The organism is Bacteroides propionicigenes (genome assembly GCF_018390535.1).
GTDB lineage: Bacteria > Bacteroidota > Bacteroidia > Bacteroidales > Bacteroidaceae > Bacteroides > Bacteroides propionicigenes.
Genome location: NZ_JAHBBW010000005.1, coordinates 147,215 through 168,679, shown reverse-complemented (window position 1 = coordinate 168,679; position 21,465 = coordinate 147,215). Strand labels below are relative to the sequence as shown.

Below are 21,465 nucleotides of genomic sequence, written 5' to 3'. Positions count from 1 at the left end.
TTCAACTTTTATTATTTGTTAGTTTTGTTATATCTTTGTAGCATAATGTATTGTACAAAAAGGTAGACTATGGGATTTTTTAGTTTTTTCTCAAAAGAAAAGAAGGAAACGTTAGATAAAGGATTATCTAAAACAAAGGAAAGTGTATTCGGCAAGATAGCCCGTGCAGTGGCTGGAAAGTCGAAGGTGGACGATGAAGTTCTGGATAATCTGGAAGAGGTCTTGATAACTTCGGATGTGGGTGTGGAAACTACGCTGAAAGTTATTGAGCGTATAGAGAAACGTGCCGCAGATGAAAAATATATGAACGCGCAAGAGTTGAATATGATTTTGCGCGATGAAATCGCAGCTTTGTTGACTGAGAACAATTCGGATGATGTAGATGATTTTGAAACTCCGATTACAAAGAAGCCTTACGTTATCATGGTAGTGGGAGTAAATGGTGTAGGGAAAACTACAACCATAGGTAAGTTGGCCTATCAGTTTAAAAAAGCAGGTAAGTCAGTTTATTTGGGTGCGGCCGATACTTTTCGTGCAGCAGCAGTGGAACAGTTGGTGATATGGGGGGAACGTGTAGGAGTTCCTGTCATCAAACAAAAAATGGGTGCTGATCCGGCCTCTGTGGCATTCGATACTTTGAGCTCTGCGGTAGCCAATAATGCTGATGTGGTGATTATTGATACAGCGGGACGTCTGCATAACAAGGTGGGCTTGATGAACGAGCTGACTAAGATTAAGAATGTAATGAAGAAGGTTGTGCCAGATGCTCCTAATGAGGTGTTGCTTGTGTTGGATGGTTCCACCGGACAAAACGCGTTTGAGCAAGCCAAGCAGTTTACTTTGGCAACAGAAGTTACGGCAATGGCTGTGACTAAGCTGGATGGAACGGCTAAGGGCGGTGTTGTAATAGGAATTTCCGATCAGTTTAAAATTCCGGTAAAATACATCGGCTTGGGAGAAGGCATGGAAGATTTGCAAGTGTTCCGTAAAAAAGAGTTTGTTGATTCATTGTTCGGTGGAAACGCATGAAACGAAAAACTATTGATATCATAACATTAGGATGCTCTAAAAATTTAGTGGATTCGGAGCATTTGATGCGGCAATTGGAGGAAACGGGATTTAATGTAACGCATGATGCCGAACGTCCGAGAGGGCAGATTGCGGTGATTAATACTTGCGGTTTCATCGGCGACGCTAAGGAGGAATCTATAAATATGATTCTTGAATTTGCACAGGCAAAGGAAGAAGGGAATTTAGAGAAACTCTATGTAATGGGTTGTCTTTCGGAGCGTTATTTAAAAGAATTGGCTGTTGAGATTCCCCAAGTTGATAAGTTCTATGGTAAGTTTAATTGGAAAGAACTGTTGCAAGATTTGGGCAAGGCATATCATGATGAACTGCACATAGAACGCACATTGACTACTCCCAAACATTATGCATATCTGAAAATTTCGGAAGGATGCGATCGCAAATGTTCGTATTGTGCCATTCCTATCATCACAGGCCGGCATATATCCCGTCCGATGGAAGAGATTCTGGATGAAGTGAGATATCTTGTGTCTCGTGGGGTGAAAGAATTTCAGGTCATTGCGCAGGAATTGACTTACTACGGGGTGGACTTGTATAAAAAGCAGATGTTGCCCGAATTAATCGAAAGAATATCTGAAATTCCGGGCGTGGAATGGATACGTTTACACTATGCCTATCCGGCTCATTTTCCTATGGATTTGTTTCGGGTGATGCGCGAACGAGCTAATGTCTGCAAATATATGGATATTGCTTTGCAGCATATCAGTGATAATATGCTGGATAAGATGCGCCGCCATGTGACAAAAGAAGAAACCTATAAACTTATAGAGAAATTCCGTGAAGAAGTTCCCGGGATTCATTTGCGCACCACACTCATGGTGGGGCATCCGGGAGAAACGGAAGCTGATTTTGAAGAATTGAAAGAGTTTGTCCGCAAAGCGCGTTTCGATAGAATGGGGGCATTTGCATATTCCGAAGAAGAAGGCACATATGCCGCTGCCCATTATGAAGATGCTGTTCCCCAAGAAGTGAAACAGGCTCGTTTAGACGAATTAATGTCCATTCAGCAAGGTATTTCCGCGGAATTGAGTGCGGCAAAAGTGGGTAAATGCATGAAAGTGATAATAGACCGCAAGGAAGGTGAGTACTACATTGGACGCACTGAATTTGATTCTCCTGAAGTAGACCCGGAAGTGCTGATTAAGTGTGAAGATAAGGCATTGGAGATGGGTAACTTTTATCAGGTAGAGATTATAAACTCCGATGACTTCGACCTTTTTGGTCGGATTATTTGAATATTTTCTCCGAACTTCTTGTGTATATGGAGAAGATTTGCTAATATAGCACCGTAGTTCACAATTTTAAAGCTTGGATTTTGAATAACAAAGAATTTACTTCTGAATTGTCACGACGATTGGGATATACTTTAAAGGATACCTCGGAATTGGTTACATCCTTGTTGTCGGATATGACGCGGCAGTTGGAAGAAGGAAATACAATTTCCGTACAAGGCTTTGGAACATTCGAGGTGAAAAAGAAAGCGGAACGTATATCTGTGAATCCAACGACTAAGCAGCGTATGCTGGTTCCGCCTAAATTAGTATTAACCTACAAACCCAGTACGTTGTTAAAAGATAAGTTTAAGTAATCCTCCTTATTAAATCTTCCATAATTATGAATGAAAAACTAAACATACAGGACCTGATTGACTTGTTGGCTGAAAAGCATGGCATGAGCAAGAAGAATGCTGATAGTTTTGTGAAGGAGTTTTTCCAGTTGATTGAGGAAGCGTTGGAAAAAGATAAATATGTGAAGATAAAAGGATTGGGAGCCTTTAAACTGATTGATGTTGAAAGTCGTGAAAGTATTAACGTCAATACCGGAGAGCGTTTTGAGATACAAGGACATACTAAAGTTTCGTTTACCCCGGAACCCGCTCTGAAAGATATTATCAATAAGCCATTCTCGCATTTTGAAACGGTTGTGCTCAATGATGACACTGTTTTGGAAGACACCCCTATAGACAATGGCAATGAGGATGAAGAAGAAACAGAACAAAGAACGGAAGAATGCGTACCGGGTGTGACAGAAAAATCTCAAGATGTGACAGAAGCGGCTGTTGATACCTCTGAGGAAGCAGTAACTTTGGAAGAAATGGAGATTCGTTCGGAGGAAGTAACAGTATGTCCGGGTGAAGAGATTGCGGAGACACCTTCCGTTGTTTCGGAAGAGACAGCTGGTGCTGAGGAAACGGAAGTAGTGAAGACGGAAGTGCCGGCAGAATCTTCTACCATGAAATATTTTATCGGTATTGTAGTTCTTGTTGTGCTGTTGTGTTCGGGAGCAGTTGTTTATTTATATTATCCGGACTTATTTGATAAATTATCAACCAAACCACCGGTAGAAGAGATTGTAGATGCCAAAGTTAATAAACAGACAGATAATAAGGTTTTAACGGACAGTATTTCTGTCAAAGACACTACGGCTGTTGCAAAGGCGGATACAGCAGTCCCAAAGAAGCCCGTAGATAAACCTGTAATTAAGAAACCGGACGCAACGGTTGTTGCCAAACAACCTGTCGTTGTTGCTGCATCTGCATCCCAATCCCCAAAACAGTCCGGAGCTGCGTATATTCCCGATTCCACCAATTACACTATTGTGGGAACTGAGGCAACATATACAATTCAGCCCGGAGAAACATTAACCAAAGTGGCCCTTCGTTTCTATGGTACTAAAGCCCTTTATCCATATATAGTAAAACATAATCCGAATGTTATCAAAAAGCCGAATAATGTGCCTGCCGGTACAACGATAAAAATACCGAAATTAGCAAAGAAGCAGTAAAATTTTACTGCTTCTTTTTTTGTTAAATACTAAACTCTATGAAAGTAGTTTAATCTAAAGGTTTCACATCGTTTTTTAATAAAAATTAGTTGCTATGGTTAATTTATTCCTGTACTTTTGGGAGCAAAATATAATCAACGGTATCTAACCGGACTAAAATGAAAATTAAACACTAAAAATACATTGATTTATGGCTGAAACAATTGATATCCGCGAACTGAACGAGCGGATTGAAAGACAAAGCGCTTTCGTTACCAACCTTACTACGGGCATGGACCAGGTTATTGTAGGACAAAAGCACCTGGTAGAGTCGTTGTTAATCGGTTTGTTGTCTGACGGACACGTATTGTTGGAAGGTGTGCCGGGCTTGGCAAAGACTTTAGCTATCAAGACACTGGCTTCATTAATCGATGCGCAATATAGCCGCATTCAGTTTACGCCGGACTTGTTACCGGCAGACGTTATCGGTACAATGGTTTACAGTCAGAAAGACGAGACTTTTCAAGTAAAGAAAGGGCCTGTATTCGCTAATTTTGTGTTGGCGGATGAAATTAACCGTGCTCCTGCCAAAGTCCAGAGTGCATTATTGGAAGCCATGCAGGAACGTCAGGTTACCATAGGCAAGGAAACCTTCAAGTTGCCCGAACCTTTCTTGGTACTTGCAACCCAAAATCCCATTGAGCAAGAAGGTACATATCCATTGCCGGAAGCACAGGTAGACCGTTTCATGCTGAAAGTAGTCATCGACTATCCTAAATTGGAAGAAGAAAAACTGATTATACGCCAGAATATAAATGGAGATAAGCTGAATGTGAAACCTATCTTGAAAGCTGACGAGATTATCGAAGCGCGTAAGGTTGTGCGTCAGGTATATCTGGACGAAAAGATTGAGAAATACATTGTCGATATTGTATTTGCAACCCGTTATCCGGAGAAATACGACTTGAAGGAACTGAAAGATATGATTGGATTCGGCGGTTCACCCCGTGCGTCCATCAACCTGGCACTGGCTGCCCGCAGTTATGCTTTCATCAAGCGTCGCGGCTATGTTATTCCGGAAGATGTGCGTGCCGTGGCACATGATGTACTGCGCCACCGCATCGGCTTGACCTATGAGGCTGAAGCAAGCAATATGACTTCGGACGAAATCGTCAGCAAGATATTGAATAAGGTTGAAGTGCCCTAATGTAAACATATATCGTAACCGTAAGGTAGATGCTGAAAGAGCGCTCCTGTTGTTTTACTAAAACAGGGGAAGAGATTTACTAAATCTTTGCCGATGTTTTAGTAAAAGAGGAAGATAAATTTAGTAAAATACGTTTGTAGTATGCTAAGTGATTGTTTACTAAATATTTATGTATTACTGAATGGAAACCACTGATTTGTTAAAAAAAGTCCGTCAAATTGAGATAAAGACACGCGGATTATCCAATAATATTTTTGCAGGCCAGTATCACTCGGCTTTCAAAGGTAGAGGTATGGCTTTCTCCGAAGTGCGCGAATATCAGTTTGGCGACGATATACGCGACATAGACTGGAATGTAACGGCTCGTTTTCATAAGCCTTTCGTGAAGGTGTTTGAAGAAGAACGTGAACTGACCGTAATGTTGCTGGTAGATGTTTCCGGTAGTTTGGAATTCGGTACGGTGAAGCAGATGAAAAAAGACATGGTGACGGAAATCGCTGCTACATTAGCTTTTTCTGCTATCCAGAACAACGATAAAATAGGTGTTATCTTCTTTTCCGACCGGATAGAGAAATTCATTCCACCTAAGAAAGGACGTAAACACATACTATATATTATTCGTGAGTTACTTGATTTTCATCCGGAAAGCCGGCGGACAAATATACGTCTCGGCTTGGAATACCTTACGAATGTTATGAAACGTCGTTGCACAGCTTTTGTCTTATCAGACTTTATCGACCGGGAAAACTTTAAAAATGCCATGACCATTGCCAATCGCAAGCATGATGTCGTAGCTATTCAGGTTTATGACCGTCGTGTAGAGGAGTTGCCGGCCGTAGGTTTGATGAAGATTAAGGATGCGGAAACCGGGCATGAGCAATGGATTGATACTTCTTCGCGTGCTGTGCGTCGTGCCCATCATGATTGGTGGGTGAACAAACAGGTGGAGCTGAACGATACGTTTACCAAGAGCAATGTTGACAATGTGTCGGTACGTACGGATCAGGACTATGTTAAGGCATTGATGAATTTGTTTGCAAAACGAAATTAATCGGATAATGAAAAGATATTTATTTCTGATAACGCTGTTGGCAGTATTGACGGGTAGGACGGTAGCCCAGTCTGTGACGGTGGATGCTACAATTGATTCCTTGCAAATCCTCATTGGAGAGCAAGCCAAAATCAAACTTCAGGTATCACTGGATGCTGATAAGCGTGCTATTTTTCCCGTCTATACCGATACTTTGGTGCGTGGAGTGGAAATTGTTGACATAGCCAAGCCGGATACGCAAATGCTGAATGACGGAAGACGCTCGTTGATAACTCAGGAGTATACTGTTACTTCTTTTGATTCAGCGCTGTATTATTTGCCGCCAATGGAGGTGCTTGTCGATAACAAGGCATATCGTTCCAAGGCTTTGGCATTAAAGGTATATTCCATGCCGGTAGATACGTTGCATCCCGACCAGTTCTTCGGGCCGAAGCCGGTAATGAAAGCACCTTTTGCATGGGAAGATTGGTATATGTCTATCACTTGTGCCGTGCTGCTTGTTCCGTTTCTGCTGTTGCTGGTATATCTCGTGAAACGTATTCGTGACAATAAGCCGATTATACGTAAGGTGAAAGTGGAGCCCAAATTGCCGCCGCATCAATTGGCTATGCAGGAGATAGAACGCATCAAGAGTGAGAAAGTATGGCAGAAAGGACAGTCGAAGGAATATTATACGGAGTTGACTGATGCTATTCGTACTTATATAAAAGATCGTTTTGGCTTCAATGCTTTAGAAATGACTTCTTCTGAAATCATTGATAAGCTGTTGGAAATGAATGATAAGGATGCTATATCAGATTTGCGTGCTTTGTTCCAAACCGCGGATTTGGTAAAGTTTGCCAAGCATAATCCGTTGATGAATGAGAATGACGCTAACTTGATTAATGCGATTGACTTCATCAATGATACGAAGGAGAAGGAGGACGAAAATGCTAAACCGCAACCTACTGAGATTACTGTTATTGAGAAACGCTCTTTGCGTACCAAGATATTACTTGGTGCAGGAATCGTTGCTTTAGCGGCAGCTCTTGTCGGTTCGCTGATATATATCGGTTTGGAGTTGTACAACTATTTTGCCTGATGGTAAAAGTAGAAGTCCGCTTCAAGCTAAATCGTAATTTGTAAAATTGTAAATATCATGGTTTTTGCCAATATTGAATATTTATTTCTGCTATTGTTGCTTATACCTTATATAGTATGGTATATCATGAAGAGGAAGAATAGTGAAGCCACGCTTCAGATTTCGGATGCTCGTGTATATGCACATACCCCTAAGAGTTATAAGAACTACCTGCTGCATGCACCGTTTGTATTGCGGATAGCTGCTTTGGCATTGATTATTATTGTTTTAGCCCGTCCGCAAACTACCAACAGCTGGCAGAATAGTGAAATAGAGGGTATTGATATAATGCTTGCCATAGACGTTTCTACCAGTATGCTGGCTGAAGATTTGAAACCTAACCGTTTGGAAGCCGCTAAGGATGTTGCGGCAGAATTCATCAATGGTCGTCCGAATGATAATGTCGGTATCACGCTGTTTGCCGGAGAGAGTTTTACACAGTGTCCGTTGACAGTGGACCATGCCGTTCTTTTGAATCTGATAAAAGACGTGAAATGTGGTCTTATTGAGGATGGTACGGCAGTGGGAATGGGTATTGCCAATGCGGTTACCCGACTGAAAGACAGTAAAGCCAAATCGAAAGTAATCATTCTGTTGACAGACGGTACGAATAACAGGGGAGAAATATCTCCGTTGACAGCTGCCGAGATTGCAAAAAGTTTCGGTATCCGTGTCTATACCATTGGTGTGGGAACTAACGGTATGGCTCCATACCCTTATCCGGTAGGCGGAACAGTGCAATATGTCAATATGCCGGTTGAAATTGATGAAAAGACTCTGACGCAGATTGCCGGAACAACGGATGGTAATTATTTTCGCGCTACGAGCAACTCAAAGTTGAAAGAGGTATACGAGGAAATAGACAAGCTGGAGAAAACGAAACTGAATGTGAAAGAATACAGTAAGCGTCAGGAAGAGTATCGCTGGTTTGCGCTGGCGGCTTTCTTATGCGTACTGTTGGAAGTTTTGTTACGTAATTCTATATTGAAGAAAATACCGTAACAGTTACACAGAATTTTCCTCGGATATATTTTGTATCGTACCCAAATTAGTAAATTGTAAATTAGTAAAAAAGAAGATGTTTCGATTTGAAGAACCTGCATATTTGTACTTGTTGCTGTTGTTGCCTTTATTGGCAGCTTTCTACTTGTATTCCAATTATCGGCGGCGAAAGAATATCCGTAAATTCGGAGATCCGGTACTAATGGCACAGTTGATGCCGGATGTATCCAAGTATCGTCCCGATGTGAAATTCTGGATGGTGTTTGCAGCTATCGGGCTGTTTGCCGTACTGTTGGCTCGTCCCCAGTTCGGCTCTAAATTGGAGACAGTGAAGCGCCAGGGAGTGGAAGTTATGATTGCACTGGATATTTCTAATTCAATGTTGGCGCAAGATGTGCAGCCCAGCCGTTTGCAGAAGGCAAAGAGGCTGGTGGCGCAGTTGGTGGATAAAATGGAAAATGACAAGGTAGGTATGATTGTTTTTGCGGGCGATGCATTTACACAACTTCCTATTACAAGTGACTATATATCTGCTAAAATGTTCTTGGAATCCATTGACCCTTCATTGATTTCTAAACAAGGTACAGCCATTGGAGCAGCCATTAATTTAGCTTCCCGGAGTTTTACTCCTCAAGAAGGGGTGGGGCGCGCGGTAATTGTCATAACTGATGGTGAAAATCACGAAGGCGGTGCGATAGAAGCGGCTAAGGCGGCTGCAGAGAAAGGCATTCAGGTGAATGTGCTTGGCGTGGGTATGCCCGAAGGAGCGCCTATCCCGGCAGAGGGAACCAATGATTATCGTCGTGACCGTGACGGAAATGTGATTGTGACTCGTTTGAATGAACAGATGTGTCAGGAAATAGCTAAGGCCGGCAATGGCATCTATGTACGTGTGGACAATACAAACGGTGCTCAAAAGGCAATCAGTCAGGAAATCAATAAAATGGCGAAGGCCGATGTGGAAACACAGGTATATACAGAGTTCAATGAGCAATTTCAGGCTGTAGCATGGATTATTTTGTTGTTGCTGTTGGCTGAAATGTTGGTATTGGAACGTAAGAACCCTTTGTTCCGTAATATTCATTTGTTTTCCAATAAGAAATGATGCGTATGTTACAGAGAAAATATATAGGATTGATTTTATTGCTGCTAATGGCAGTTACGGCTTCGGCTCAGAAAGCCGAACGTGATTTTATCCGTAAGGGAAACCGTTTTTTTAAAGATAGTGTGTATGTCAATGCTGAAGTGAATTATCGTAAGGCTTTGGAAGTAAATCCTCAGTCTACAGTTTCCATGTTCAATCTTGGAAATACATTGGCACAGCAGAATAAATTGCAAGAAGCTATGGAGCAATATGTTGCAGCCACAAAAATAGAAAAAGACAAGGGTGATTTGGCACAGGTCTATCATAATATGGGCGTGATTTTTCAATCGCAGAAAGATTACGCAAAGGCCGTAGAAGCATACAAGCAGTCTTTGCGCAACAATCCGAAAGATGATGAAACACGTTATAATTTGGCTTTGGCTCAGAAAATGCTGAAAGACCAACAGCAGAATCAGCAAAACCAAGATCAAAACCAACAGCAACAGCAGCAAGATAAGCAAGAGGATAAGAAAGAACAGAATAAAGATCAACAACAGAATAAAGACCAGCAACAACCACCTCAGCCACAGAAAAAGGATAATGAGATGTCTAAGGAAAATGCCGAACAGCTTTTGAACTCTGTGATGCAGGATGAGAAAGACGTGCAGGATAAAGTAAAGAAACAACAGGTTATTCAAGGTGGGCGTCTGGAAAAGGATTGGTAATAAATATAATAGGAAATAATATATGAGAAAAATCGTTTTCTTATGGATGGTACTGATAACAGTCAGTTTACATACTTTTGCCGATGGTAAGGTATCGTTTACTGCATCTGCCCCCGATGCTGTGGCGGTAGGTGATCAGTTCAGACTGTCATATACAGTGACTACGCAGAAGGTGAGAGACTTTCGGGCTCCTTCTATAAAAGGATTTGAGGTGCTTATGGGGCCCAGCCGTTCACAACAGAAAAGTGTGCAGATTATTAATGGGGAAACAACCTCTACCAGCAGTATAACATTTACATATATCTTGATGGCTACTGCGGAAGGAAGTTTTACTATTCCCGGGGCTACAATAACAGCAGATGGTAATCAGATGGTTTCCAATGCTGTACATGTTAATGTGCTTCCATCAGATCAGGCAAATGGAGCGTCTTCCGGAAATAATGGAAGGCAGAGCGGTTCGGCAAGTCGCGCTTCGTCGGGAGCGTCAGTATCAAATAGTGATTTGTTTATTACAGCTACAGCCAGTAAGACAAATCTGTATGAACAAGAAGCATTCTTGTTGACATACAAGATATATACTTTAGTAGACTTAAGAGGTTTCGACAATGTGAAACTCCCTGATTTCAAGGGATTTCATTCACAGGAAGTTGAATTGCCAAATGATCGCAAGTGGAGTCTCGAACATTATAAAGGAAGAAATTATCAGACAACCGTATATCGTCAGTTTGTGCTATTCCCACAACAATCGGGAAAGATAACAATTGATGCGGCACGTTTCGATGCATCTATAGCTAAAGCTACTCAGGTTGCCGATCCTTTTGAAGCATTCTTCAATGGTGGTAATAATTATGTGGAGGTAAAGAAAACATTAGTAACTCCCAAATTGACGGTTGATGTGAAAGCTTTGCCGGAAGGTAAGCCAGTAGGATTCTCCGGCGGAGTGGGAGAGTTCAGCATTTCTTCTTCTATAAATAGCACGAACTTAAAAACGAATGATGCTGTTACCGTGAAGCTTATTATTTCCGGTACAGGTAATCTGAAATTGATTTCTACTCCGGAAGTAAAATTCCCGGAAGATTTTGAAGTTTATGATCCGAAGGTAGATAATAAGTTCCGTTTGACAAATGCCGGGCTTTCCGGCAGTCAGGTGATAGAATATCTTGCCATTCCTCGTAACGCAGGAACCTATAAGATTCCCGCTGTGAAGTTCAGTTATTTTGATATTAAATCTCGTACTTATAAGACTCTGACAACTGAGGAATATGAGCTTCATGTTGAGAAAGGAAGCGGTAATGCTGCCCAAACGATTGCCAATTTTACTAATAAAGAAGATTTAAAGGTATTGAATGAGGATATCCGTTATATTAAGCAGAATAATGTAACTCTTTCTCAAAAAGGTGATTTCTTCTTTGGCTCTTTGCTTTGTTGGTTATTCTATATTGTGCCTGGTGTTGCATTTATCTTATTCTTTATTATTTATCGTAAACAAATTGCAGCCAATGCTAATGTGGCTAAGATGCGTACGAAGAAAGCAAATAAGGTTGCGGTTAAACGTATGAAGTTGGCCGGTAAACTATTGGCAGATAATAAGAAAGATGCATTCTATGATGAAGTATTGAAGGCCTTGTGGGGATATATCAGTGACAAATTGAGTATTCCGGTTTCACGCCTGTCTAAAGATAATGTTGAAGGGGAACTTCGTAATTATGGTGTGAATGATGCACTGATAAAAGATTTTCTTGATACTTTGAATAATTGTGAGTTTGCTCGTTTTGCTCCTGGGGATGATAATCAGGCTATGGATAAGGTTTATTCGGATTCTTTGGAAGTAATCAGTAAAATGGAAAGCTCTATAAAACATTAATTGGGAGGACACTATGATGAAGAAAATAATATCCTTAACATTTACTATGTTGATGACAGTAGTTGTTTGGGGGCAAGGTACTGTTGAAGCAGATACTTTATCTGCAAAAGACTCTGTTTCTATAGGTTCGCATACTGAGTTTTCTGCTGCAAAGTTATTGGAAGATAATGTAACTAAAGCACAAGGTGATAGTGCATATATGCGAAATGATTATGCTTCTGCCATTCAAATTTATGAAAGTTTGTTGAAAAAAGGAGAAGCGTCAGAAATTTACTATAATTTGGGTAATAGCTATTATAAGGCTGATGATATAGCAAAGGCTATTTTAAATTATGAACGTGCTTTATTGTTACAACCTGGTAATGCCGATATTCGTGCTAATTTAGAGATTGCACGCTCTAAAACAGTAGACAAAGTAGCTTCAGTTCCTGATATATTTTTTGTTGCTTGGACTAAATCTTTGATAAATTGTTTAAGTGTGGACGTATGGGCTAAGTTAGGAATCGTATTTTTTATTCTTTTGCTTGTATCATTTTCTCTTTTCTTCTTTTCCAAACAGGTTGTTTGGAAGAAAAGCGGATTTATAGCGGGTGTTATATTTTTGGTATTTGTTATTCTGAGTAATATTTTTGCTTCAGAACAAAAAAATGAGTTGATGAATAGAAATAAAGCCATAATATTGTCTCCCAGTGTTACAGTAAGAAGTACTCCGAGTGAAAGTGGTACAAGTTTGTTTGTTCTACATGAAGGGCATAAAATTGAAATTAAAGATAATTCCATGCGTGAATGGAAAGAAATTCGTTTAGAAGATGGTAAGGTAGGGTGGGTCCCTACTTCTGCATTGGAAATAATTTAGAATGGCCTGTTGCTGGATATAAAGCTCGTATAGAGGTAGAAGGAATTAATTTTCTCATACTTTATACGGGCTTTTTTAGTATTTATGAGAATGTTAAACATATGATAGAAAAATACAAGCAAATAGTTTGTTTTATCTTTTTTTTTCCTTAAGTTTATAGCGTGATAAAGAAATATCCAAAGTATTAACCATTAAATTTATGAATATGAGAACAATAACATTTAATGAACTTCGTAAGATTAAAGATTCATTACCTAGTGGTAGTATGCATAGAATAGCAGATGAACTCGGACTTAATGTTGACACTGTAAGAAATTTTTTTGGCGGTCATAATTTTAAGGAGGGGAAGAGTGTTGGAATCCACTTGGAACCTGGTCCGGATGGTGGTTTAGTAATGATTGATGATACTACTGTTCTTGATCGGGCTTTAAAAATTTTAGATGAAATGGCAGGTGAAACTGCTGAACCTGTTCGGGCTTAAGAAAAGAAAGTAAAAGAGGATCCCAATTGCTGAGAAACAATTGGGATTTCTTGTTTGTTTTATAAACAATATAATTAGAAAACTTATGGAAGATAAATTAGTAACATTAGCAATTCTGACGTACGCAAAAGCACAAATACTGAAGAATGTTCTTGAGAATGAAGGTATTGAGACTTACATTCATAATGTAAACCAAATACAGCCGGTTATATCTTCCGGTGTACGTGTTCGTATCAAAGAGAGTGATCTGCCACATGCTTTGAAGATAACTGAAAGTTCTGCGTGGCTATCTGAGGAAGTAGTGGGAGGGAAGGCTCCAAAAATAGAGAAGGGTAGCAACAAAGTTGTAATCCCTGTTGATTTTTCAAATTATTCATTGAAAGCATGTGAGTTTGGCTTCAATTTTGCAAAAAACATAGATGCTGAAGTAGTTTTACTTCATGTTTATTTTACACCTATTTATGCAACATCGTTACCATACGGTGATGTTTTTAACTACCAGTTAAGTGATGAAGAGAATGTAAGAACTATATTACAGAAAGTACATGCTGATTTAAACACTTTATCCGACAAAGTAAAAGCTAAGGTTGCTTCTAATGAGTTTCCTAATGTAAAATATACATGTGTATTAAGGGAAGGCATCCCGGAGGAAGAAATATTACGCTATTCTAAGGAAAATCGGCCGAGGATTATTATCATGGGAACACGTGGTAAGAATCAAAAGGATATTGATTTGATTGGTAGTGTGACGGCTGAGATTATTGAGCGTAGCCGTGTACCTGTTTTGGCTATTCCTGAGAACACGCCATTTAAGCAATTTAGTGAGGCAAAGCGTATTGCATTTATTACAAATTTTGATCAACGTGATTTAATAGCTTTTGATTTATTAATTAATAGCTTGAAACCATTTCAGTTTTCTGTATCTTTAATCCATTTAGCCGATGTAAAAGATACTTGGAATGAGATAAAATTAGGCGGCATTAAAGAGTATTTCCAAAAACAATATCCACAATTAGAAATTCATTATGATGTGGTGAAAAATGATGATTTTCTCAATAGTTTGGATAACTATATTAAAAGTAATCATATAGATGTTATTACATTAACGTCATATAAGCGAAATATATTTTCTCGTTTATTTAATCCAGGCATTGCAAGAAAGATGATTTTCCATTCTGATACACCTTTATTGGTTATTTATGGACGTCCAACTTGATTTCTATTGTTTAGTAAAGAAAGTGCCATAACTTTAATTATTAGTTACGGCACAAACATAAGTATTACTTTTGTTAATTATGTAATATCATGATTATGTTTAATATAAAAAAGAACCTATAAAAATTATACAACTATTACTCCCATAATAAATAATATTTAAATCAATAATAAAAAGAGAGATAGCTTGAATTCAAGCTATCTCTCTTTTTATTATTATTGCATCATTTTCTCAATTTCATCAAATTCAGAACCCATTTGTAAGTTATAGTATACTCTGTACAAACCATTTAACCATAAATCTTTTTGATCAGGTTTTAATTCTCTTGCTTTCTCATAATTAGGTCTAGCCTTTTCATAAAAAATCTTCAATGTAGCTTGGTCTTCTTTGTATTTCGGATCATTAACATCAGTAGTAGCCTTTTCTGAGAAGTCTTGTGCTTGTAAACAGTATATTAAACCTAAATTAGAATATGCTTCTGCATAATTAGGATCTACTTCAATAGTCTTTTTGTAAAATTCAATAGCTTTATCGTAATTCTTCATGTTATGATAAAGATATCCTTTCACATATAGGTAGAATGTGTTATTAGGATCTTTAGCCAGCATATCATCAGCAAATTGCATTGCTTCATCAAACTTATTGCTATTGCTATAATAATCAATTAAATGACCAAAGAAGAATGAATGCTCTGGATATTTTTGAATACCATCCTTTAAAGATGCAACCCATTTAACCGTATCACCTTGAGCTTTTAATGCTGTAGAAATAAATTCCATGGCATATTTTCCTACTTCTTTATCTTCTTTTGCATATTGAGCATACTTCAACACGCTTGAATAATCTTCCATTTTGGCTGCGGCCAAGCTTGCATAATATGCAATTTGAGGTAATACAGTATCTGTTTGAAGTAGATTTTCTTTCTCAAACATCGGATTAATAGCAATGTCTACATAGGTTGCAAAGAAGTCAAGGGCTTCTTTATTCTTGTCTAAGTTAAAATATTGAATACCACCGTTAATCAAATTAGGGCGTGCAGATAATATGGCAGCGCTATTAGATTTTCTGTATTTATTCTTGATCTTACCTTTTTCATTAGGAATTTGTGCAAGCTCGTCACATTTAAAGTAGTATTTGCACATATTTAATGCGCTGTTATATACTTTAAGAGTATCATAAGGCTTTCTTAAATAGGCGTTCTCCATTTCCTTTTCATTGATTCTCTTTTGAATAAAGCCAGCTACATCCCATGTCTCAGCATTGTCCTTGGTTTCAGCATTGGTCAAGGCACCGTTGATAAGTTGCTCTGCTTGGGCAAAGTTTGGTTTTACTTCGTTAGCGATGCTTTTAGCTTCTTTTACACTCTTTTCTTGGGCGAAAGTGAAGCCTGCGGCAAGTAGTAAAACCATTGAAAATAGTACTCTTTTCATGATTGTAGAAAAATTTAAATTAATATTATGTCTATTCTTCATTTTCATTATTTATTTTGCTCTGAGGGTTTTCTGATGTGGTATCATCTTCTTCTGTAATAATATCCTCTTCATTCTCAGAGGTTACCTTACATACCGAACCGATCTCATCATTACGCTTTTCAAGATTTATCAGTCGTACTCCCTGTGTGGCACGTCCCATGATGCGGACGTCAGCTACTTTCAAGCGGATAGTGATACCTGATTTATTGATAATCATTAAATCATTCTCATCTGTTACAGACTTGATTGTTACCAACTTACCGGTCTTATCAGTGATATTCATGGTTTTTACACCTTTACCGCCACGATTCGTCTTACGATAATCTTCAATATCAGAACGTTTACCATACCCTTGCTCTGAAACCACCATGATTGTTTCAGCTTCAGGGTCTTTGATACAAATCATTCCAACAACTTCGTCTTGTCCATCTTCATCAAGCGTCATACCACGTACACCGGTAGCTGTACGTCCCATTACGCGTACTGCATTCTCGTGGAAACGAATGGCGCGTCCGTTGCGATTGGCGATGATAATCTCATTATTACCGTTAGTCATACGCACCTCGATTACGCGGTCGTCTTCACGAATGGTAATGGCGTTGACACCATTCTGGCGAGGGCGGGAATACTGTTCGAGCAATGTTTTCTTGATAACACCATTCTTTGTGCAGAACAGTACATAATGGCTGTTGATGAAATCCTGGTCATTCAAGTTCTTCACACGCAGATATGCATTTACAGCATCATCGGAGTCTATATTCAACAGGTTTTGAATGGCGCGTCCCTTAGAATTCTTCGTTCCTTCGGGTATTTCATAGACTTTCAACCAATAACACTTACCTTTTTGGGTGAAGAACATCATTGTATTGTGCATTGTTGCAGGATAGATATGTTCTACGAAGTCCTCATCGCGTGTTTCTGTTCCCTTAGAACCTACCCCACCACGGTTTTGAGCACGGAATTCGCTTAACGGCGTACGCTTGATATATCCCATGTGAGAAATGGTAATAATCATTTCATCGTCTGCATAAAAATCTTCCGGATTGAATTCTTCCGATGAATAAACAATTTCAGAACGGCGTTCATCACCGTATTTATCTTGAATCTCGATTAATTCATCTTTGATAACCTTGCGGCAGAGTTCATCGTTAACGAGGATTTCTTCCAGATAAGCAATCTGCTTTTGTATTTCCTCATACTCGGCATGAAGCTGATCCTGCATAAGTCCGGTTAACTGACGCAGACGCATTTCTACAATGGCACGTGATTGGATTTCAGTCAATTCAAAGCGTTCTATCAAGCCGCTGATTGCGTCATTCGGCGTTTTTGCGGCACGGATAATTTTGATTACCTCGTCAATATTGTCTGATGCGATAATCAAACCTTCTAAAATATGGGCGCGTTCTTTAGCTTTACGCAAATCGTATTGTGTACGGCGGATAACCACGTCGTGACGATGCTCAACGAAATACTTGATAAGGTCTTTCAAATTTAATAAGCGGGGACGTCCATGTACCAATGCCACATTATTTACACCGAAAGATGTCTGCAACAATGTCATCTTGTACAGCTTGTTCAGCACCACACTGGCGTTGGCGTCACGCTTCACGTCGATGACGATACGCATACCTTCACGGTCAGACTCATCATTGGCGTTGGAAATGCCCTCTATTCTCTTTTCGTTGGCCAAATCAGCAATGGACTTGATTAATTCGGCCTTATTTACTCCGTAAGGAATTTCGGTAACGATAATCTTGTCGTGAGTAGAAGTTGTCTCAATCTCCGCTTTGGCACGCATTACGACACGTCCGCGACCTGTCAGATAGGCTTCGCGCACACCGCTCATACCATAGATATAACCGCCTGTCGGGAAGTCTGGAGCTTTGACATAGGTCATTAAGTCCTCAATGTCAATATCGTTATTGTCAATGTATGCGATGCAGGCGTCTATCACTTCAGATAGATTATGAGTCGGCATATTTGTGGCCATACCTACGGCGATGCCGGAAGCACCGTTTACGAGTAAATTTGGAATGCGGGTAGGCATTACGGTCGGTTCCAGCAACGAGTCGTCGAAGTTGGTTTGCATGTCAACAGTCTCTTTATCAAGGTCCTGCATCATTTCTTCTCCAATCTTCTGCAAGCGACACTCTGTATAACGCATAGCGGCTGCACTGTCGCCGTCTACAGAACCATAATTACCTTGTCCGTCCACAAGCATGTAGCGCATGGCCCAAGGCTGTGCCATACGGACGAGAGCTCCGTATACGGAAGAGTCACCATGCGGGTGATATTTACCTAATACCTCACCAACAACTCTCGCAGATTTCTTATAGGGTTTATCCGACGTATTTCCCAGTCCCATCATACCGAAAAGAATTCTTCGGTGAACAGGTTTAAAACCATCTCTAACATCCGGAAGGGCACGTGAAACAATGACCGACATAGAGTAGTCAATGTACGAAGACTTCATTTCCTCCTCGATGTTAATCTTTATAATTCTGTCTTGTTCAAGCATTTAAAAAGATTATTAATTATACATTTTCGGGTTTGTAAAAAACCACGCTAAAGTACTGCTTTTTTACGATATACAAAAGTTTTCCTTCATAAACTTTGTTGTAGATTTGCATACTTGCAACCTTGTTTGGGCGCCCTCTTTCCTGCTGAAGATATAACCGATTAGAAATAAGGCAAATACAAGTACCAAACGAATACCACCCTTTGGTACGCGGTGTACCTTACTAAGGTACGAGCCGTACCAAGCTTAGGTACATGAAGTTCCTTAGGATGGTATCGGTCGTACCAATCGTTGGTATGACCGATACCTTTTTCGTGCATTATAATATAAGGTATAGAAAGGAAAACGGAAGATAATGATTTATGGCACGGGATTTGTACATTATTAATTCAGATTATGGTACGCAATATGAAGAAATGCGTATCTTTGTAAATTCAAAACCTTTAATTAAGGAGATAAAAATATATGAATAATCAATTTTCACAAAGAGTTTCTGATATTATAACTTATAGCAAGGAAGAAGCTAATAGACTGAGAAATAGATATATCGGTCCAGAGCATCTTCTACTCGGCATGTTGCGTGACGGTGGTGGAAAAGCTATTGAGATATTGATGAGACTTGATATAGATTTGAAGCAAGTAAAAAAACGCATTGAAAGCTTCTTGAAAGATGCCGAAGATGATACCCTGCTGCCCGATGCGGAAGTTCCATTGTCACCAATGGCTGCTAAGATATTGAAGATGTGCATTTTGGAAGCACGTATTTTGAAGAGTGCACCTGCCGATACCGAGCATGTGCTATTGGCTATACTGAAAGATGGGGATAATCTGGCTGCTACTGTCTTGGAAGAGAATCATGTAAGTTACCAGTCAGTATTTGAGCAGCTTACAATGCAGTCTACTAATCCGAGTGCAGGTATGGGATTTCCGGAAGAGGAAGAAGAGGACGATGATGACATGAATATGTCGTCCCATTCTTCTCACAATGCAGGACCGGGGGCGGCTTCTTCCGCACAGACTGCATCGAAGAAGTCTTCTAATGATACTCCTGTATTGGATAATTTCGGTACAGACATGACTCGTGCTGCAGAGGAAGGCAAGCTTGATCCTGTTGTAGGGCGTGAGCGTGAGATAGAACGTTTGGCGCAGATATTGAGCCGTCGTAAGAAAAACAATCCTGTGTTGATTGGTGAGCCGGGTGTCGGCAAATCAGCTATCGTGGAGGGGTTGGCATTGCGCATTGTTCAGAAAAAAGTATCCCGTATTTTGTTTGACAAGCGGGTTGTTATGCTCGATATGGCTTCTGTTGTGGCAGGAACTAAATATCGTGGACAATTTGAGGAACGTATTCGTTCTATTATCAATGAGTTGCAGAAGAATCCGAACGTAATCTTGTTTATCGACGAGATTCATACTATTGTAGGTGCCGGTGCTGCTGCAGGTTCTATGGACGCAGCTAATATGTTGAAGCCTGCTTTAGCTCGTGGTGAAATACAGTGTATCGGTGCTACCACTCTTGATGAATATAGGAAAAATATTGAGAAAGATGGTGCTTTGGAACGTCGTTTTCAGAAAGTTATAGTAGACCCCACTACTCCGGAAGAAACACTCCAAATATTGAAAAATATAAAAGAGAAGTACGAAGATCATCATAATGTGAGTTATACAGATGAAGCATTGGAAGCTTGTGTCAAGTTGTCAGAACGTTATATAACCGACCGTAACTTCCCGGATAAGGCTATCGATGCTTTGGATGAAGCCGGTTCACGTGTGCATCTGACGAATATCAATGTCCCCAAAGAGATTGAAGAACAGGAAAAATTGATAGAAGATGCACGTGTTTTGAAAGCTGAAGCTGTAAAGTCGCAGAACTTTGAACTGGCTGCCAGTTATCGGGATAGAGAGAAAGAACTTTCGGTTCGTTTGGATGAAATGAAGGTAGAATGGGAAGCACGTCTCAAAGACAACCGCCAGATTGTTGGTGAGGAGGAAATTGCCAATGTCATATCAATGATGTCCGGTGTTCCGGTGCAACGTATGGCCCAGGCGGAAGGTCTTAAGCTGGCAGGAATGAAAGAAGATTTGCAGGCAAAAGTTGTGGCTCAAGATGCTGCAATAGAAAAGCTTACTAAAGCGATTCTGCGTAGCCGTGTGGGTTTGAAAGACCCAAACCGTCCTATCGGAACGTTTATGTTCCTCGGACCTACCGGTGTGGGTAAAACCCACTTAGCTAAACAGTTGGCTAAATATATGTTTGGCTCCAGTGATGCGTTGATACGTATTGATATGAGTGAGTATATGGAGAAATATACGGTGTCTCGTATGATTGGAGCAGCTCCGGGGTATGTCGGTTATGAAGAAGGTGGACAACTAACGGAGAAAGTGCGTCGGAAACCTTATTCAATAGTATTGTTGGATGAAATAGAAAAAGCTCATCCGGATGTGTTTAATATCTTGTTGCAGGTGTTGGATGAAGGACGTCTTACTGACAATTATGGCAGAACGATTGATTTCAAAAATACGGTTATTATCATGACTTCCAATATTGGTACTCGCCAATTGAAGGAGTTTGGTCGTGGCGTAGGCTTTGCTGCACAGGCGCGTACGGATAATAATGAGCATTCACGCAGTGTAATCCAAAAAGCATTGAACAAAACTTTTGCTCCTGAGTTTCTGAATCGTTTGGATGAAATTATAACATTTGATCAGCTTTCGTTGGATGCCATTACAAAGATTGTAGACATAGAGCTGAAGGGATTGTATGGTCGTATTGAAGCTATTGGTTATAAGATGATTGTGGATGACGATGCCAAAAGGTTTCTTGCAACCAAAGGATACGATGTGCAGTTTGGTGCACGTCCGTTGAAGCGTGCCATTCAGAATTATTTGGAAGACGGGCTTTCGGAACTGATTGTATCTGCCGGATTACAACCCGGTGATACGGTTAATGTCTCCGTCAATCCGGAAAAAGACGAGTTGAATATAACCAAAGCATAATAAGTCATTATTAATAAAAC

17 protein-coding genes are annotated in these 21,465 nt (G+C 39.9%); 15 read left to right on the top strand and 2 right to left on the bottom strand.

Features of this window, described 5'->3' with window-relative positions:
* The first annotated feature begins 69 nt into the window (after positions 1-69).
* The 14 genes from ftsY to KG118_RS09035 all read left to right on the top strand — a co-directional run bounded on the left by ftsY (position 70) and on the right by KG118_RS09035 (position 14,458).
* Positions 70-1,029, top strand: coding sequence for a signal recognition particle-docking protein FtsY (gene ftsY, locus KG118_RS09100; protein WP_117713100.1), 960 nt, complete (start codon positions 70-72; stop codon positions 1,027-1,029).
* Positions 1,026-2,324, top strand: a complete 1,299-nt coding sequence (gene rimO / locus KG118_RS09095) for a 30S ribosomal protein S12 methylthiotransferase RimO (protein ID WP_117713099.1) — start codon at positions 1,026-1,028, stop codon at positions 2,322-2,324. The genes ftsY and rimO overlap by 4 nt, the downstream gene beginning before the upstream one ends.
* 80 nt (positions 2,325-2,404) lie before the next feature.
* Positions 2,405-2,677, top strand: a complete 273-nt coding sequence (locus KG118_RS09090; RefSeq protein ID WP_117713098.1) for an HU family DNA-binding protein — start codon at positions 2,405-2,407, stop codon at positions 2,675-2,677.
* A 26-nt stretch (positions 2,678-2,703) separates the two neighbouring features.
* On the top strand, positions 2,704-3,873 hold the full coding sequence (locus KG118_RS09085; protein ID WP_117713097.1) for an HU family DNA-binding protein: 1,170 nt from the start codon (positions 2,704-2,706) through the stop codon (positions 3,871-3,873).
* 190 nt (positions 3,874-4,063) lie between these two features.
* Positions 4,064-5,059 (top strand): AAA family ATPase, encoded by a 996-nt coding sequence (locus KG118_RS09080; protein WP_117713096.1) that lies wholly within the window; start codon positions 4,064-4,066, stop codon positions 5,057-5,059.
* 181 nt (positions 5,060-5,240) lie between these two features.
* Positions 5,241-6,110 (top strand): DUF58 domain-containing protein, encoded by an 870-nt coding sequence (locus KG118_RS09075; protein WP_117713095.1) that lies wholly within the window; start codon positions 5,241-5,243, stop codon positions 6,108-6,110.
* Between the two features lie 7 nt (positions 6,111-6,117).
* Positions 6,118-7,191 (top strand): ETRAMP family protein, encoded by a 1,074-nt coding sequence (locus KG118_RS09070; protein WP_117713094.1) that lies wholly within the window; start codon positions 6,118-6,120, stop codon positions 7,189-7,191.
* A 57-nt stretch (positions 7,192-7,248) separates the two neighbouring features.
* The gene (locus KG118_RS09065; RefSeq protein WP_117713093.1) at positions 7,249-8,232 is read left to right on the top strand and encodes a vWA domain-containing protein; all 984 of its coding nucleotides are present in this window, start codon (positions 7,249-7,251) and stop codon (positions 8,230-8,232) included.
* A gap of 76 nt (positions 8,233-8,308) precedes the next feature.
* Positions 8,309-9,337 (top strand): VWA domain-containing protein, encoded by a 1,029-nt coding sequence (locus tag KG118_RS09060; RefSeq protein ID WP_117713092.1) that lies wholly within the window; start codon positions 8,309-8,311, stop codon positions 9,335-9,337.
* Positions 9,334-10,041, top strand: a complete 708-nt coding sequence (locus tag KG118_RS09055; protein ID WP_117713091.1) for a tetratricopeptide repeat protein — start codon at positions 9,334-9,336, stop codon at positions 10,039-10,041. The genes KG118_RS09060 and KG118_RS09055 overlap by 4 nt, the downstream gene beginning before the upstream one ends.
* A 22-nt stretch (positions 10,042-10,063) precedes the next feature.
* On the top strand, positions 10,064-11,905 hold the full coding sequence (locus tag KG118_RS09050; protein ID WP_117713090.1) for a BatD family protein: 1,842 nt from the start codon (positions 10,064-10,066) through the stop codon (positions 11,903-11,905).
* A 13-nt stretch (positions 11,906-11,918) separates the two neighbouring features.
* A complete protein-coding gene (locus tag KG118_RS09045; protein ID WP_117713089.1) occupies positions 11,919-12,761 on the top strand; it encodes a tetratricopeptide repeat protein in 843 nt (280 codons plus the stop codon).
* Positions 12,762-12,960: 199 nt separating this feature from the next.
* Positions 12,961-13,242, top strand: coding sequence for a DNA-binding protein (locus KG118_RS09040; protein WP_117713088.1), 282 nt, complete (start codon positions 12,961-12,963; stop codon positions 13,240-13,242).
* 85 nt (positions 13,243-13,327) lie between these two features.
* On the top strand, positions 13,328-14,458 hold the full coding sequence (locus KG118_RS09035) for a universal stress protein (RefSeq protein WP_117713087.1): 1,131 nt from the start codon (positions 13,328-13,330) through the stop codon (positions 14,456-14,458).
* Positions 14,459-14,673: 215 nt separating this feature from the next.
* Here KG118_RS09035 and KG118_RS09030 read toward each other — a convergent pair whose 3' ends face one another.
* On the bottom strand, positions 14,674-15,936 hold the full coding sequence (locus KG118_RS09030) for a tetratricopeptide repeat protein (protein WP_117713086.1): 1,263 nt from the start codon (positions 15,934-15,936) through the stop codon (positions 14,674-14,676).
* The gene (gyrA, locus tag KG118_RS09025; protein ID WP_117713085.1) at positions 15,920-18,448 is read right to left on the bottom strand and encodes a DNA gyrase subunit A; all 2,529 of its coding nucleotides are present in this window, start codon (positions 18,446-18,448) and stop codon (positions 15,920-15,922) included. The genes KG118_RS09030 and gyrA overlap by 17 nt, the downstream gene beginning before the upstream one ends.
* Before the next feature lie 465 nt (positions 18,449-18,913).
* On the opposite strand from gyrA, the gene KG118_RS09020 reads away from it, so the two are divergent.
* Positions 18,914-21,445, top strand: a complete 2,532-nt coding sequence (locus KG118_RS09020) for an ATP-dependent Clp protease ATP-binding subunit (RefSeq protein WP_117713084.1) — start codon at positions 18,914-18,916, stop codon at positions 21,443-21,445.
* Positions 21,446-21,465 lie beyond the last annotated feature (20 nt).

Coding starts and splice junctions, on each gene's coding strand:
- KG118_RS09080 (WP_117713096.1), top strand. CDS start 4,064: ATGGCTGAAACAATTGATATCCGCGAACTGAACGAGCGGATTGAAAGA.
- gyrA (WP_117713085.1), bottom strand. CDS start 18,448: ATGCTTGAACAAGACAGAATTATAAAGATTAACATCGAGGAGGAAATG.
- KG118_RS09070 (WP_117713094.1), top strand. CDS start 6,118: ATGAAAAGATATTTATTTCTGATAACGCTGTTGGCAGTATTGACGGGT.
- rimO (WP_117713099.1), top strand. CDS start 1,026: ATGAAACGAAAAACTATTGATATCATAACATTAGGATGCTCTAAAAAT.
- KG118_RS09075 (WP_117713095.1), top strand. CDS start 5,241: ATGGAAACCACTGATTTGTTAAAAAAAGTCCGTCAAATTGAGATAAAG.
- KG118_RS09030 (WP_117713086.1), bottom strand. CDS start 15,936: ATGAAAATGAAGAATAGACATAATATTAATTTAAATTTTTCTACAATC.
- KG118_RS09020 (WP_117713084.1), top strand. CDS start 18,914: ATGAATAATCAATTTTCACAAAGAGTTTCTGATATTATAACTTATAGC.
- KG118_RS09065 (WP_117713093.1), top strand. CDS start 7,249: ATGGTTTTTGCCAATATTGAATATTTATTTCTGCTATTGTTGCTTATA.
- KG118_RS09035 (WP_117713087.1), top strand. CDS start 13,328: ATGGAAGATAAATTAGTAACATTAGCAATTCTGACGTACGCAAAAGCA.
- KG118_RS09050 (WP_117713090.1), top strand. CDS start 10,064: ATGAGAAAAATCGTTTTCTTATGGATGGTACTGATAACAGTCAGTTTA.
- KG118_RS09040 (WP_117713088.1), top strand. CDS start 12,961: ATGAATATGAGAACAATAACATTTAATGAACTTCGTAAGATTAAAGAT.
- KG118_RS09085 (WP_117713097.1), top strand. CDS start 2,704: ATGAATGAAAAACTAAACATACAGGACCTGATTGACTTGTTGGCTGAA.
- KG118_RS09045 (WP_117713089.1), top strand. CDS start 11,919: ATGATGAAGAAAATAATATCCTTAACATTTACTATGTTGATGACAGTA.
- KG118_RS09060 (WP_117713092.1), top strand. CDS start 8,309: ATGTTTCGATTTGAAGAACCTGCATATTTGTACTTGTTGCTGTTGTTG.
- ftsY (WP_117713100.1), top strand. CDS start 70: ATGGGATTTTTTAGTTTTTTCTCAAAAGAAAAGAAGGAAACGTTAGAT.
- KG118_RS09055 (WP_117713091.1), top strand. CDS start 9,334: ATGATGCGTATGTTACAGAGAAAATATATAGGATTGATTTTATTGCTG.